At 63.2% G+C, this 12,969-nt stretch carries 14 protein-coding genes; 11 read left to right on the forward strand and 3 right to left on the reverse strand.

Annotated elements, in window-relative coordinates:
- Positions 1–170 precede the first annotated feature (170 nt).
- The 4 genes from CAF92_RS09290 to CAF92_RS09305 all read left to right on the forward strand — a co-directional run bounded on the left by CAF92_RS09290 (position 171) and on the right by CAF92_RS09305 (position 3,835).
- Entirely contained in the window at positions 171–1,313 is a 1,143-nt protein-coding gene (locus CAF92_RS09290) for a hypothetical protein (RefSeq protein ID WP_085600446.1), read from the forward strand.
- A 33-nt stretch (positions 1,314–1,346) separates the two neighbouring features.
- Complete coding sequence (locus CAF92_RS09295) at positions 1,347–2,462, forward strand: glycosyltransferase family 61 protein (protein WP_085600448.1); 1,116 nt, start codon at positions 1,347–1,349, stop codon at positions 2,460–2,462.
- Positions 2,463–2,587: 125 nt separating this feature from the next.
- Entirely contained in the window at positions 2,588–3,157 is a 570-nt protein-coding gene (locus tag CAF92_RS09300; protein WP_025338525.1) for an SPOR domain-containing protein, read from the forward strand.
- 252 nt (positions 3,158–3,409) lie between these two features.
- Positions 3,410–3,835, forward strand: coding sequence for a GTP pyrophosphokinase (locus CAF92_RS09305; protein WP_046614072.1), 426 nt, complete (start codon positions 3,410–3,412; stop codon positions 3,833–3,835).
- Between the two features lie 14 nt (positions 3,836–3,849).
- Here the strand turns inward: CAF92_RS09305 and CAF92_RS09310 are convergent, their stop codons facing one another.
- On the reverse strand, positions 3,850–4,092 hold the full coding sequence (locus CAF92_RS09310; protein ID WP_085600450.1) for a DUF1654 domain-containing protein: 243 nt from the start codon (positions 4,090–4,092) through the stop codon (positions 3,850–3,852).
- Between the two features lie 124 nt (positions 4,093–4,216).
- The gene (locus tag CAF92_RS09315) at positions 4,217–5,305 is read right to left on the reverse strand and encodes an asparaginase (RefSeq protein WP_085600452.1); all 1,089 of its coding nucleotides are present in this window, start codon (positions 5,303–5,305) and stop codon (positions 4,217–4,219) included.
- A 406-nt stretch (positions 5,306–5,711) separates the two neighbouring features.
- Here CAF92_RS09315 and CAF92_RS09320 point away from each other — a divergent pair, with 406 nt between their 5' ends.
- The 7 genes from CAF92_RS09320 to CAF92_RS09350 all read left to right on the forward strand — a co-directional run bounded on the left by CAF92_RS09320 (position 5,712) and on the right by CAF92_RS09350 (position 12,737).
- A complete protein-coding gene (locus tag CAF92_RS09320; RefSeq protein ID WP_085600454.1) occupies positions 5,712–6,668 on the forward strand; it encodes a sugar ABC transporter substrate-binding protein in 957 nt (318 codons plus the stop codon).
- 21 nt (positions 6,669–6,689) lie between these two features.
- The gene (locus CAF92_RS09325; protein WP_085600456.1) at positions 6,690–8,243 is read left to right on the forward strand and encodes a sugar ABC transporter ATP-binding protein; all 1,554 of its coding nucleotides are present in this window, start codon (positions 6,690–6,692) and stop codon (positions 8,241–8,243) included.
- Complete coding sequence (locus tag CAF92_RS09330) at positions 8,240–9,235, forward strand: ABC transporter permease (RefSeq protein ID WP_046614068.1); 996 nt, start codon at positions 8,240–8,242, stop codon at positions 9,233–9,235. Before CAF92_RS09325 ends, CAF92_RS09330 begins: the two co-directional genes overlap by 4 nt.
- Before the next feature lie 4 nt (positions 9,236–9,239).
- Positions 9,240–10,262, forward strand: a complete 1,023-nt coding sequence (locus tag CAF92_RS09335; RefSeq protein WP_085600458.1) for a LacI family DNA-binding transcriptional regulator — start codon at positions 9,240–9,242, stop codon at positions 10,260–10,262.
- Positions 10,263–10,277: 15 nt separating this feature from the next.
- The gene (gene rbsK, locus CAF92_RS09340; RefSeq protein ID WP_046614066.1) at positions 10,278–11,186 is read left to right on the forward strand and encodes a ribokinase; all 909 of its coding nucleotides are present in this window, start codon (positions 10,278–10,280) and stop codon (positions 11,184–11,186) included.
- Positions 11,183–11,581, forward strand: coding sequence for a D-ribose pyranase (gene rbsD / locus CAF92_RS09345; RefSeq protein WP_085600460.1), 399 nt, complete (start codon positions 11,183–11,185; stop codon positions 11,579–11,581). The genes rbsK and rbsD overlap by 4 nt, the downstream gene beginning before the upstream one ends.
- A gap of 154 nt (positions 11,582–11,735) precedes the next feature.
- Positions 11,736–12,737 (forward strand): nucleoside hydrolase, encoded by a 1,002-nt coding sequence (locus tag CAF92_RS09350; RefSeq protein ID WP_085600462.1) that lies wholly within the window; start codon positions 11,736–11,738, stop codon positions 12,735–12,737.
- On the opposite strand, the gene CAF92_RS09355 is transcribed toward CAF92_RS09350, so the two are convergent.
- Positions 12,709–12,921: a hypothetical protein gene (locus tag CAF92_RS09355; protein ID WP_003260960.1), complete on the reverse strand. Its 213-nt coding sequence runs from the start codon at positions 12,919–12,921 to the stop codon at positions 12,709–12,711. The genes CAF92_RS09350 and CAF92_RS09355 overlap by 29 nt on opposite strands.
- Positions 12,922–12,969 lie beyond the last annotated feature (48 nt).

A 12,969-nucleotide genomic window follows, 5' to 3' on the forward strand; every position in this document is an offset into this window, starting at 1 on the left:
TTGGCTAATCATTGAATAATCAATGAGTAAGCGTGTCTTGACAGACCTTTTCCGCAGATCTTTAATCTTTTGGTATCTGGCAGCCTGGGGCGTTTAAGTGCCAAAGGTTGTTGGGTGTTTATTTGGCAGTGCTTATTACCTGTTAACTGGATAAGCTCCAAGGACATGAAATGAGAGAGCACATACGAAAGCTCATAACGCCGTCGATGCGCTTCGAAATAAGAAAGTTCTTGACTTGGGCCCAGGATATAATGGGGCGTGCGTGTTTGTGGCGCTGGGAAATTACCAGTTTTCGGCTGCAGACAAGTAACGACTACGAAGTTTTATATGTCGGTCGAAAGAGCCGCAAGGAGATGGCCAAGCTGCTCATCGGCGGTAAACCCGAGGTCGACACCAAACCCGGCGATAGCACGCAACAGCGTGGCGTCGCGCCCCATAGGGTGCTGATCAGCGAGATGCCCAGTGCAGGTGCCCTGTACGTGCCCCATTATCTGAGTGCCATCATCCCACTGGGGCGTCCGCTGGAGGAGATCATCGCCCGCTACGACGGTGAACTGCGCCGCAACATCCGCAAGTGTCGGCCGCTGTACCGCATGCAGCAGGTGCTGACGGACGAGGAGATCGGCAAGGCCGACCGGGAAATGTTGCAGCCTTATGCCCAGGCGCGGCATGGCCTGCATGCCCAACAGTTCGATTCCCAGGACGTGTTGCGCATCGCCAAGACCGTTGGCCGGCTCGACCTCGTGATGAAAGGCGACGAGGTTGTAGCCTGTCATTTCGGTTGTGTAATTACCCGGGCCGGCAAGCGCTATTGGAGCACGCTTCGCTTTGGCTACCCGGAGGCCGTCTTCAACGACCCGAAACGTCTGCGCGAGGTCAACTCGATCACTACCTTCATGGCCCTGGAGTGGGCAATCGAGCAGGGTTTCGATTATTACGATATCGGCCAATGTCTGGCACGTCCGGACGATGGGCTTTTGAAATGGAAGCGCCGGCGCGGTGGTGATGTGGATACCTTGGGCAACCAGGCCTTCATGTTCGTCCGTCTACCGAAGACCGGTATCGCCAAGTTTCTCTGGGAGTTCCCGTTATTTGCCGTCGAGGACAGCAGGCTCACACTGCATCTGGGTTTGCCGGATGGGCCAAGTGACGAGGAAATTGTCGACCGCTATCGCGAAATGGTCTTCGGTGGTTTGTTCAAGATATACATTTACTGTGCGAAAGCGCCTGGCGAACTGCTGCTGGAGAACTTGCGCGATCGATATGCTCACTTTCAGTCCCCTCCCATTCTGGAAAAAGTAGTGTGCAACTGAGCATGAAAGATAGCCTTTCAATGAGAGCGCTTGATGATGAACGACATTTCGGATGTACACACGAAGGGATCTGACCGTAAAGGCTGGAGCCTGGCCGCATACAAGTACCTTGCGAGAAAGTGGCTGGTACGAAAGCCGTCAGAGAACCTGAAGAGCCTTGCGGCCAAGACCTGGGATATCGCCCCTGCCGAGGTCACTCCGGCGCCTCCCGCTTTCTTTCTGCCGAACCAGCTGGAGCGAGTGACCGGCTGGGAAGAGAAACGTTTCTTTCCTTTCGAGCATCCGCGGCGAACCATGGAGGGGCTGGGCAGCGTCGCACAGGCCCCTACCAGGGGCTATCTGATCAAGGACGTCATTCTGATCGATGGCGCACTGTACAAGAACAATGCAAGCTTCTGGCTGTCTGACCGGCCCAGCGGGTTGCCGCGAATCGTCGTGGAGCAGGAGATCGAGCGTGGGGCCGCTTATTGTTCACGTTACGGCAACCGCTGGTTTGGAACATGGCTGGCCGAGGATTGCGTCACCTATGCTTTGGCCCGTAACGAAGGCGTGCCGGTTACCACCGCGCCCTCGGGCAGGTTCCCCCGGTTTTCCCAGGGTGCGCAATACGAAGAATGGCTTGGCATGCACCCACTTGGGCTACACACGGCCTTTTTTCGAGAGTTGGTGCTGTTCGATGACTTCAGCCACAACACAAACCAGTCCGAGCGATACCGCGCCATGGGCCGGAAGTTGTTGTCGCGGGTAAATTACAAGCCCCACCCGGGAGTCTTCATCTTGCGGGGTTGTGACGGAGATCTGCGCCTGCTGCGCAACGAACTACAGATTGCCGAACATCTGCAAAAACATCGCGGCTTTCGCATTCTTGCGCCTTTGGGGTGCGACCTGGCAACCATCGTGGAAACCTGTGCCGGGGCCAGGGTAGTGGTGGGCGTCGAAGGCAGCCAGCTCATCCACGGTATGAATGTGCTGGCGCCCGGCGCTTCGGTGCTGACGCTGCAGCCACCTGATCGCTTTGTCTGCTTCTACAAGTACCTGACTGACCGCGATCAGCAGCATTTCGGCTTTGTAGTCGGAATACCCGATGGCAGCGGCTTCCGCATCGACCTCGATGAGCTCGAACGGACCTTGGATCTGCTGCCGTCATGACGAGGCATGGCATGCCATGACTGCCTGAGGTGCATGGCCCTGGTTGCACGGTGTAACGTATGGTCGCGGTCCTTGCCCGGGATGGGCGTGCTAGAATCCGCGCCTTCGAATCTGGAGGTACACGCGTGCGCAAACTGGCTGTGGTAATGGCAGTGCTCGCCCTGGCGGGCTGTGAGAACGAGGTCGAAGGCGTGCACAAACAGGTGGCCGAACACCTGCACAACCCCAAGACTGCCAAGTTCGGCAACGTGCGGATCGACACCCAGGGCACCATCTGCGGCCAGGTCCGTGGCAAGGATGATGCCGGGCAGTACGAGGCCTACCGCAGCTACGTGGCGATCAAGCGCGATGGCCAGTATGAAATCATCGTCGACGACAGCGGCAACAACCTGCGCATCCGCGAGATGTGCGGCGGCGCCGAGCTGCAGCGCCGCGCCGAAGCCCTGGCAGGCCAGCCGGCCCCGCAAGGCTGGGATGTGGAAGTGATCCAGGGCGCCAACATGGGCGCGCTCAGCGACATGACTGCACGCCTGATCGAAAAGGGCATCCCGTCATCGGTGGAGTACCGCGACGGCAAGCCGGTAGTGCTGATGGGGCCGTTCCCCAGCCGTGAAGAAGCCGAAGCACGCAAGGCCGAGGTGATGGCCAAGCTGGGTACCGATTCAGTGGTGATCCAGCACGGCGCTGCGCGTTAAAAAGCCTGTGGGCGCACTCGAGGAACACCTGATCCATCGATCTGGCAGGGGGCCTGTAGGAGCAGCCTTGTGCTGCGAAGAGGCCGGTACGGGCAACAGATATGCGCTGTCGGTACGGCCCTTTCGCAGCACAAGGCTGCTCCTACAGGGCGCGCGCCAGCCTCCGGATTTCGAGCAGTCACACGCGCGCTAGACATTGTCCGCACAGTTTTGGCTATGCTTGGCAGGAAGAAGCCGAACGGGGAGGGCCTCATGTCTACACTGGAGCGGGCCATTGCCGTGGCCGCCAGGGCGCATGAAGGGCAATACGACAAGGGTGGGGCTGCTTATATCCTCCACCCGCTACGCGTGATGATGCGGGTTTCCACAACCGAACAACAGATTGTCGCGGTGCTTCACGATGTGATCGAAGACACCCCGCTAACCCTGGCCGACCTGGCGCGCGAGGGCTTTGCGCTGAAAATCCTTGCCGCCTTGTTGGCGCTCAGCCGCCGTGAGGGCGAGGCCTACCACGACTTCGTGGTGCGCCTGGGCGGTGACCCGCTGGCGCGCACCGTCAAGCTGGCCGACCTGGCCGACAACAGCGACCTTTCGCGTATCCCGTGCCCGGGCCCCACCGACCTGGCGCGGTTGGCGCGTTACCGCGAAGCCAGCGCCTACCTGCAGGCATTGGCTTGAGGTTGAACGCGCGGTCAGTCTTCCTTCGGTACGGTCCAGAAAATTTGCACGCCGCCATCGTCGCGGTGGGCGAGGGTGACGTTATCGTTTTCGGCAATTTCCTCGAGCAGGGTTTCCCAATCTTCCGGGGTTTCCTGCTCCAGACGGAAGATCAATGCCGCACGGCTGCGCTGGGCAGTGGGGCTGTTGATGATTTTCTGAATGCGCATACCCAGTTGTTCATAGCTGCTTGGGGTGGCGGAGACGGTGCTGGACACAAGTGTTTCCTTGTTTTTGCTGTATGCACATACAGTATTTCACTGTAAGCAATTTCGCAACAGTTAGACAGAAAACGCCCCGCCTAGGCAGCGGGGCTGTTTGCATTTCAGGGGCGGCTGGCGATCAGTACTCCCAGAAGATCCGCTGCAGTTCCTTGCTGTCCTGGGTCTTGGTCATCGCCACCATCGCCAGGATCCGCGCCTTTTGCGGGTTCAGGTCGTGGGCCACGACCCAGTCGTTCTTGTCATCCGGCTGCTCGGCGTTGCGCAGCACGAAACCGCCTTGGTTGACGTGCGACGAGCGAATGATCTGCACGCCATTCTTGCGCAGTTCCTGCAGTGCCGGTACTACTCGCGACGACACCGAACCGTTGCCGGTCCCGGCATGGATCAGTGCCTTGGCTCCATTCTGCGCCAGCGCCTTGTAGGCGGTGTCGGTGACGTTGCCATAGCCATAGGCAATGTCCACCTGCGGCAGGCTGCTGATCTGCTTGATGTCGAACTCGGAGTTGACCGTGTGGCGCTTGGCCGGCAGGCGGAACCAGTAGGACTTGCCTTCCACCACCATGCCCATCGGGCCCCAGGCGCTCTTGAAGGCTTCGGTCTTGATGTTGACCGACTTGCTCACATCGCGGCCGGACTGGATCTCGTCATTCATGGTCACCAGCACGCCCTTGCCGCGCGACTGCTTGTCGCTGGCCACGGCCACGGCGTTGTACAGGTTGAGCATGCCGTCGGCGGACATGGCGGTGCCCGGTCGCATCGAACCGACGACCACGATCGGCTTGTCGGTCTTTTCCACCAGGTTGAGGAAGTAGGCGGTTTCTTCCAGGGTGTCGGTGCCGTGGGTGATGACGATGCCATCCACGTCCTTGCTTTCGGCAAGTTCGGCAACGCGTTTGCCCAACTTGAGCAGGTCGTCGTTGGAGATGCTCTCGGAGGCGATCTGCATGACCTGCTCACCGCGTACATTGGCCAGCTCGGCCAGTTCCGGTACGCCCGCGATCAGCTTGTCGACGCCCACCTTGGCGGCTTGGTAAGTGGCGCTGTTGGCGGCGCTGGCGCCAGCACCGGCGATGGTGCCGCCGGTGGCGAGAATGACCACGTTGGCCAGCTTCTGCTGGGTTTCGGCTTCTTTGGCCGAGACGAAGGCTGGCAGGGCCAGCAGCAGGGCGAGTGCGCTGGGGGCGAAGGTTTTCAGTGCGGCATTCATCGTTATTGTTCTCTCTCTTCCTAATGAGATGGTTGTTTTGTCGCGCAGGGTGCAAGGCAGGTTTCGTACCAGTTGCGCGCACGGGCCTTGTGGGAGCGGCCTTGTGTCGCGAAAGGGGCGCGCAGCGGCCCCGGATTCTGGCGCAACAGCACACATTGCCGGGGCCGCCTTGCGGCCCTTTCGCGACACAAGGCCGCTCCCACATGAGGGGGTATGTCATTCGAGATTCCGAACAAACGTAGGAAAAGACGTTCGGCTTTTCGGAAAAAATCCGGATAAACTGCGCCAAGCTCGACTTGACCTCCGACAGCCAAACGGATTTGACAAACCCCGGTCCTGTTTCCATAGTTAGGCAACGCAAACGTTTGCGATCCGACAAAAAACACAAGATTCGGAGTCATCGTTCATGAAACTGCCGTTCCCCGGTCGTCTGCTGGCCCTCGCTGTCATTTCCTCGCTTTCCCTGGCCCTGCCGTTTTCTGCCGCCCACGCCGAGGACAAGCCCAAGGTCGCCCTGGTCATGAAGTCGCTGGCCAACGAGTTCTTCCGCACCATGGAAGACGGCGCCAAGGACTACCAGAAAACCCACGCCGATGAATTCGAGCTGATCGCCAACGGCATCAAGAACGAGACCGACACTGGCGAGCAGATCCGCATCGTCGAGCAGATGGTCAACGCGGGCGTCAAGGCCCTGGTCATCGCCCCGGCCGACTCCAAGGCGCTGGTATCGGCGGTGAAGAAGGCCATGGACCAGGGCGTGGTGGTGATCAACATCGACAACCGCCTGGACCCGGCGCTGCTCCAGAGCAAAGGCATCAGCGTACCCTTCGTGGGCCCCGACAACCGCAAGGGCGCGCGCCTGGTCGGCGACTTCCTGGCCAAGCAGAAGCTCAAGGCCGGCGACCAGGTCGGCATCATCGAAGGCGTGCCGACCACCACCAACGCCCAGCAGCGCACTGCCGGCTTCAAGGACGCCATGGACGCCGCGCAGATCAACATCGTCTCGGTGCAGAGCGGCAATTGGGAAATCGACAAAGGCAACGCCGTCGCCGCTTCCATGCTCAACGAATACCCCGACCTGAAAGCCCTGCTGGCCGGCAACGACAGCATGGCCCTGGGCGCCGTGTCGGCCGTGCGTGCCGCCGGCAAAGCCGGCCAGGTGCAAGTGGTGGGCTACGACAACATCAACGCCATCAAGCCGATGCTCGCAGATGGCCGTGTGCTGGCCACCCTCGACCAGGCGGCCAGCCAGCAGGCGGTGTTTGGCATCCAGGCGGCGCTGAAAATGGTCAAGGGCGAGAAACCCGACGTGGATGCCGACAACGTCATCCAGACCCCGGTCCAACTCATCACCAAGCCCTGATAGCTGGCAGGAGAAACGGCCATGCCTGCATCGGCCAACGAAGTGGTGCTCGCTGCCAGCGGCCTGGGCAAGACCTACGCCCAGCCCGTGCTCGGCGAGGTCAGCCTGAACCTGCGGGCCGGCGAAGTGCTGGCGCTGACCGGTGAGAACGGCGCCGGCAAGAGTACCCTGTCCAAGCTCATCAGTGGCCTGGAAACCCCCACCACCGGGCACATGCGCTACCGCGGCCAGGTCTACGCGCCTGGCAGCCGCAGCGAGGCCGAACGCCTCGGCGTGCGCATGGTCATGCAGGAGCTGAACCTGCTGCCCACGCTGACCGTGGCGGAGAACCTGTTCCTCGACAACCTGCCTGGCCGCTTTGGCTGGATAAGCCAAAAGCGCCTGCGCCAACTGGCCAAGGCCGCCATGGCCCAGGTCGGCCTCGACGCCATCGACCCGGACACCCCGGTCGGCGAGCTGGGCATCGGCCATCAGCAGATGGTCGAAATCGCCCGCAACCTGATTGGCGACTGCCATGTGCTGATCTTCGACGAGCCCACCGCCATGCTCACCGCGCGCGAAGTGGAGCTGCTGTTCACCCAGATCGAGCGCCTGCGCCAACGTGGCGTGGCCATCGTCTACATCTCCCATCGCCTGGAAGAACTGCAGCGTGTGGCCCAGCGCATCGTCGTGCTGCGCGACGGCAAGCTGGTGTGCGACGAGCCGATCCAGCGCTACAGCAGCGCCGAACTGGTCAACCTGATGGTCGGCCGCGAGCTGGGCGAGCATATCGACCTGGGCCGCCGGCAGATCGGCGCGCCGCTGCTCAAGGTCGACAAGCTCAGCCGCGCCGACAAGGTACGTGAAGTTTCGTTCGAGGTCAGGGCAGGGGAGATCTTCGGCATCTCCGGCCTGATCGGTGCCGGCCGTACCGAGCTGTTGCGCCTGATCTACGGCGCCGACCGTGCCGACAGCGGCAGCATCGCCCTCGGCCAGCCTCCGCAGGTGGTCACCATCGACTCGCCCAAGGCTGCCGTGCAGGCCGGTATCGCGCTGATCACCGAAGACCGCAAAGGCGAGGGCCTGCTGCTGACGCAGTCGATCAGCGCCAATATCGCCCTGGGCAACCTCGGCGCGGTATCACGGGCCGGGGTGCTCGATGGCGAAGCCGAAGCGGCATTGGCCAAGCGCCAGATCCAGGCCATGCGCATTCGCAGTGCCGGCCCGCAGCAGGTGGTGGGCGAGCTGTCTGGCGGCAACCAGCAGAAGGTGGTGATCGGCCGCTGGCTGGAGCGCGACTGCCAGGTGTTGCTGTTCGACGAGCCCACCCGTGGCATCGACGTCGGCGCCAAGTTCGATATCTATGGCCTGCTGGCCGAGCTGGCGCGCCAGGGCAAGGCCCTGGTGGTGGTGTCCAGCGACCTACGCGAGCTGATGCTGATCTGCGACCGCATCGCCGTACTGTCGGCCGGTCGCCTGATCGACACCTTCGAGCGTGACCATTGGAGCCAGGACCAGCTACTGGCCGCAGCCTTTGCCGGTTATCAGAAACGTGACGCACTGCTGCATGACGCAGCTCCCAGGATGGATGCATGAAAACCACCCCGCTCGACAGCCAAGGCGCCGCACCGGTGCGCCGCAGTGGCACCTATCTTGGCCTGGGTACCTACCTGGGCCTGGCCGGCGCCTTGCTGGCGATGATCGTGCTGTTCTCGTTCCTCAGCAGCCACTTCTGGTCGTACAACACCTTCAGTACCTTGGCCAACCAGATTCCCGACCTGATGGTGCTGGCGGTGGGCATGACCTTCGTGCTGATCATCGGCGGCATTGACCTGTCGGTGGGCTCGGTGCTGGCGCTGGCGGCCTCGACGGTCAGTGTGGCGATCCTCGGCTGGGGTTGGGGCGTGCTGCCCTCGGCCCTGCTGGGCATGGCCGTGGCCGCGCTGGCCGGCAGCATTACCGGCGGGGTTACCGTGGCTTGGCGCATTCCGTCATTCATCGTCTCGCTTGGCGTGCTGGAAATGGCCCGCGGCCTGGCCTACCAGTTCACCGACTCGCGCACCGCCTATATCGGCGATGCCTATGCCTGGTTCTCCAACCCCATCGCATTCGGCATCTCGCCGGCGTTCATCATCGCCTTGCTGGTGATCGTGCTGGCCCAGTTGGTGCTGACCCGCACGGTATTCGGCCGCTACCTGATCGGCATCGGCACCAACGAAGAAGCCGTGCGCCTGGCCGGCATCGACCCGCGCCCATACAAGGTGCTGGTGTTCGCCCTGATGGGCCTGCTTGCCGGCCTGGCCGCGCTGTTCCAGATCTCGCGCCTGGAAGCCGCCGACCCCAATGCCGGCTCCGGCCTGGAACTGCAGGTGATCGCCGCCGTGGTCATTGGCGGCACCAGCCTGATGGGCGGGCGTGGCTCGGTCATCAGCACCTTCTTTGGCGTGCTGATCATTTCGGTGCTGGCCGCAGGGCTGGCGCAGATCGGTGCCAGCGAACCGACCAAGCGCATCATCACCGGGGCGGTGATCGTCATCGCCGTGGTGCTCGACACTTACCGTAGCCGGCGTGCAGCCCGGCGGAACTGAGAACATGGCAACCATCAAAGACGTCGCGGCACTGGCGGGTATTTCCTACACCACCGTGTCCCATGTGCTGAACAAGACCCGGCCTGTCAGCGAGCACGTACGGCTGAAAGTCGAAGCCGCCATCGCCGAGCTCGACTACGTGCCCAGCGCCGTGGCCCGCTCGCTGAAGGCGCGCAGCACGGCCACCATCGGCTTGCTGGTGCCCAGCAGCGTCAACCCGTACTTTGCCGAACTGGCACGGGGCATCGAAGACGCCTGCGAGCGCAACGGCTACTGCGTGATCCTGTGCAACTCCGACGACAACCCGCAGAAGCAGCGCAGCTACCTGCGCGTGCTGCTGGAAAAACGCATCGACGGCCTGGTAGTGGCTTCGGTGGGCCAGGACAGCGACCTGGTGCAAAGCCTGGCTGGCGTGCGCACGCCAATGGTGGTCGTCGACCGCGAACTGGATGGCGTGGATGCCGACCTGGTACGCATCGACCACGAGCAGGGTGCCTACCTGGCCAGTCGCCACTTGCTGGGGTTAGGCCATCGCGACATTGCCTATATCGGCGGCCCCGCCGAGACCGGGGTCACCCAGCTGCGCCTGAGCGGCTTCCGTCGCGCCATGTCCGAGGCCGGCGCACCGGTGCTTGGCGACCGCGTGCTGCATTGCGATTTCACCAGCCCCGGGGGCCATGCGGTGGCAACCCGGTTGCTGGAGGGCAGGCGGCCCACGGCGATTTTCGCCGGCAACGACATGATCGGCTTCGGCGTGCTGCGTGCCGCGGCCGAGCGCAAAATCAACGTGCCCGGCGAGCTGTCGGTGATTGGCTTCGACGACATCGAACTCAGCCGCTATGTGTACCCGCCGTTGACCACCGTGGGCCAGTCGATCCGCGAGTTGGGCGAAAGTGCCGCGTCGCTGTTGCTGGCGCGTATCGGCACACCCCGGCAGGGCGCGGCAGAGCAGCGCATCGTCGCCCCGCGCATCGTGCTGCGCGAGTCCACCGGGCCGCGCCCGGACCTGTTCAACGATTACCGCTAACGCTAAGGAAATGTGATGAGTGCCAAGGTCGTGGTAGTCGGTAGCCTCAACATGGACCTGGTGGCCCGCGCCCAGCGCCTGCCCCGGGCCGGCGAAACACTCCCCGGCGAAAGTTTTTTCACCGTGCCGGGCGGCAAGGGGGCCAACCAGGCGGTGGCCGTGGCACGCCTGGGCGGCAGCGTGGCGATGATCGGCAATGTCGGCGACGATGATTATGGTCGGCAACTGCACCGGGCGTTGTATGTGGAAGGCATCGACTGCCAGGGCGTCATCACTTGTCAGGGCGTGTCCAGCGGTGTGGCGCTGATCACCGTGGATGCCGCCAGCCAGAACTGCATCGTCATCATCCCCGGTGGCAACGGCCTGCTGACGCCACAGTCGGTGCAGCGGTTCGATGCGCTGCTGCAGGCGGCCGAGGTGATCATCTGCCAGCTGGAAGTGCCGGCCGACACCGTGGCCTGGACCCTGGCCAGGGGGCGTGAACTGGGCAAGCGGGTGATCCTGAACCCGGCGCCGGCGACCGGCCCCTTGCCGGAGGACTGGTTCGCCCACATCGACTACCTGACGCCCAACGAAAGCGAGGCCGAAGCCCTGACCGGGGTGGCGGTGGCTGATCTGGACGGTGCCCGGCGCGCCGGCGAGCGCTTGCTGCAACTGGGCGCGGGCAAAGTGATCATTACCCTTGGCGCGCAAGGGGCCTTGCTGGTCACCCCTCAGGGCCACCAGCACTTCCCCGCGCCGGTGGTGCAGCCGCTGGATACCACCGCAGCCGGCGATACCTTCATCGGCGGCTTTGCCGCTGGCCTGGTGCGCGGCCTGGAGGAGGGCGAAGCCATCGCCTTCGGCCAGCGCGCCGCGGCCCTGTCGGTTACCCGCGCCGGCGCCCAGCCGTCGATTCCCTACCTGGCGGAGCTTGCGCCATGAAGAAAACCCCGCTGCTGAACGTCGCCCTGTCGCGGACCATCGCCGGCATGGGGCATGGTGACATCCTGGTGATCGGCGATGCCGGGCTGCCGGTGCCGCCGGGCGTCGAACTGATCGATCTGGCTGTCACGCCCGGCCTGCCGGATTTCGCCAGCGTGTTGCGGGTTGTGCTGAGCGAGTTGCAGGTGGAGCGCCATGTGCTGGCCGAAGAGATGCAGAAAGTGGTGCCGCCGGCGCTGGTCGAGATCGAGCGGCTGAAGGGCAAGCTGGGCAAGCGCGAATGGCTGAGCCATGAAGATTTCAAGGAATTGTCACGCAATGCCCGTGCGGTAGTGCGTACTGGCGAGTGCCAGCCCTACAGCAACATCGCGCTGATTTCCGGCGTGACTTTCTGAAGGCGGGGGCTGCGCCCCCGAATCGCCGGCAAGCCAGCTCCCACAGGTACTGCACAATGCTTGAGGCCGATGCAGTACCTGTGGGAGCTGGCTTGCCGGCGATTGGGCCGCAAAGCGGCCCCAGAAACCCACCCAGGCAACAGGAGTGCCACCCATGCTCAAACCCCTGCTACAAGGAATCGCCCTCATGGCCGCAGCCACCACCCTCCAGGCCGCCCCCATCGACCTGATCATCGACACCGATCCCGGCGCCGACGACGTGGTCGCGCTTTTCCTGGCCATGGCCTCGCCCGACGAGCTCAACATCCGCGCCATCACCACCGTGGCCGGCAACGTGCGCCTGGAAAAAACCTCGCGCAACGCCCGCCTGGCCCGCGAATGGGCCGGCCGCGAAGACATCCCCGTGTACGCCGGCGCCGCTCGCCCGCTGGTGCGCAAGCCGATCTATGCCGCCGACGTGCACGGCGAAGAAGGGCTCACCGGCATCCAGGTGCACGAGCCGAAAGCGCCGCTGGCCCAGGGCAATGCCGTGCAATACCTGGTCGACACCCTTGGCACCGCCAAGCCCCACAGCATCACCGTCGCCATGCTCGGCCCACAAACCAACCTGGCCCTGGCGCTGATCCAGCGCCCGGACATCGTCAAAGGCATCAAGCAAGTGGTGGTCATGGGTGGTGCCCATTTCAACGGCGGCAACATCACCCCGGCGGCGGAATTCAACCTCTATGCCGACCCGCATGCCGCCGAAGTGGTGCTGGCCAGCGGTGTGCAACTGACCTACCTGCCGCTGGACGTCACCCACAAGCTGCTGACCAGCGACGCCCGCCTCAAGCAACTGGCGGCGGTGAACAACCAGGCCAGCAGACGGGTGGTGGATATACTCAACGCCTACATCACCCACGACATGGACCTGTACGGCATGCCCGGCGGCCCGGTGCACGACGCCAGCGTCATCGCCTACCTGCTCAAGCCCGAGCTGTTCAGCGGCCGGCGCATCCATGTGAGCATCGACAGCCGCGAAGGCCCCAGCTTCGGCCAGACCCTTGCCGACTGGTACGGCGTGCTCAAGCAGCCTGCCAATGTGATGTGGGTGGAGGAGGGCGATGCCCAGGGCCTGTTCGACCTGCTCAGCGCCCGTTTGGCGCGATTGGAATAGCCGTGTGCGGCGCGTAGCGCTCGAACACCTGGTCGAAGAAGCTGCGTGCCGCCTCGGCGCCGCGATCGCGCACCAGCAGGTCGATGGCAATCAGCAGCAACTCCTCCGGCGTGCCAGGGCTGTACGCGCTCTGGCCTTCGGCCCATTTGACCTTGATATCGGCTTCGATGCTGTGGCTGCTCATGAAAGGCTCTCGCTTGGGGCCCGGGACGAAGGGGCGAACACCTGACCC

This window comes from Pseudomonas sp. B10(2017) (assembly GCF_002113295.1).
GTDB classification, from domain to species: Bacteria; Pseudomonadota; Gammaproteobacteria; order Pseudomonadales; family Pseudomonadaceae; genus Aquipseudomonas; species Aquipseudomonas pudica.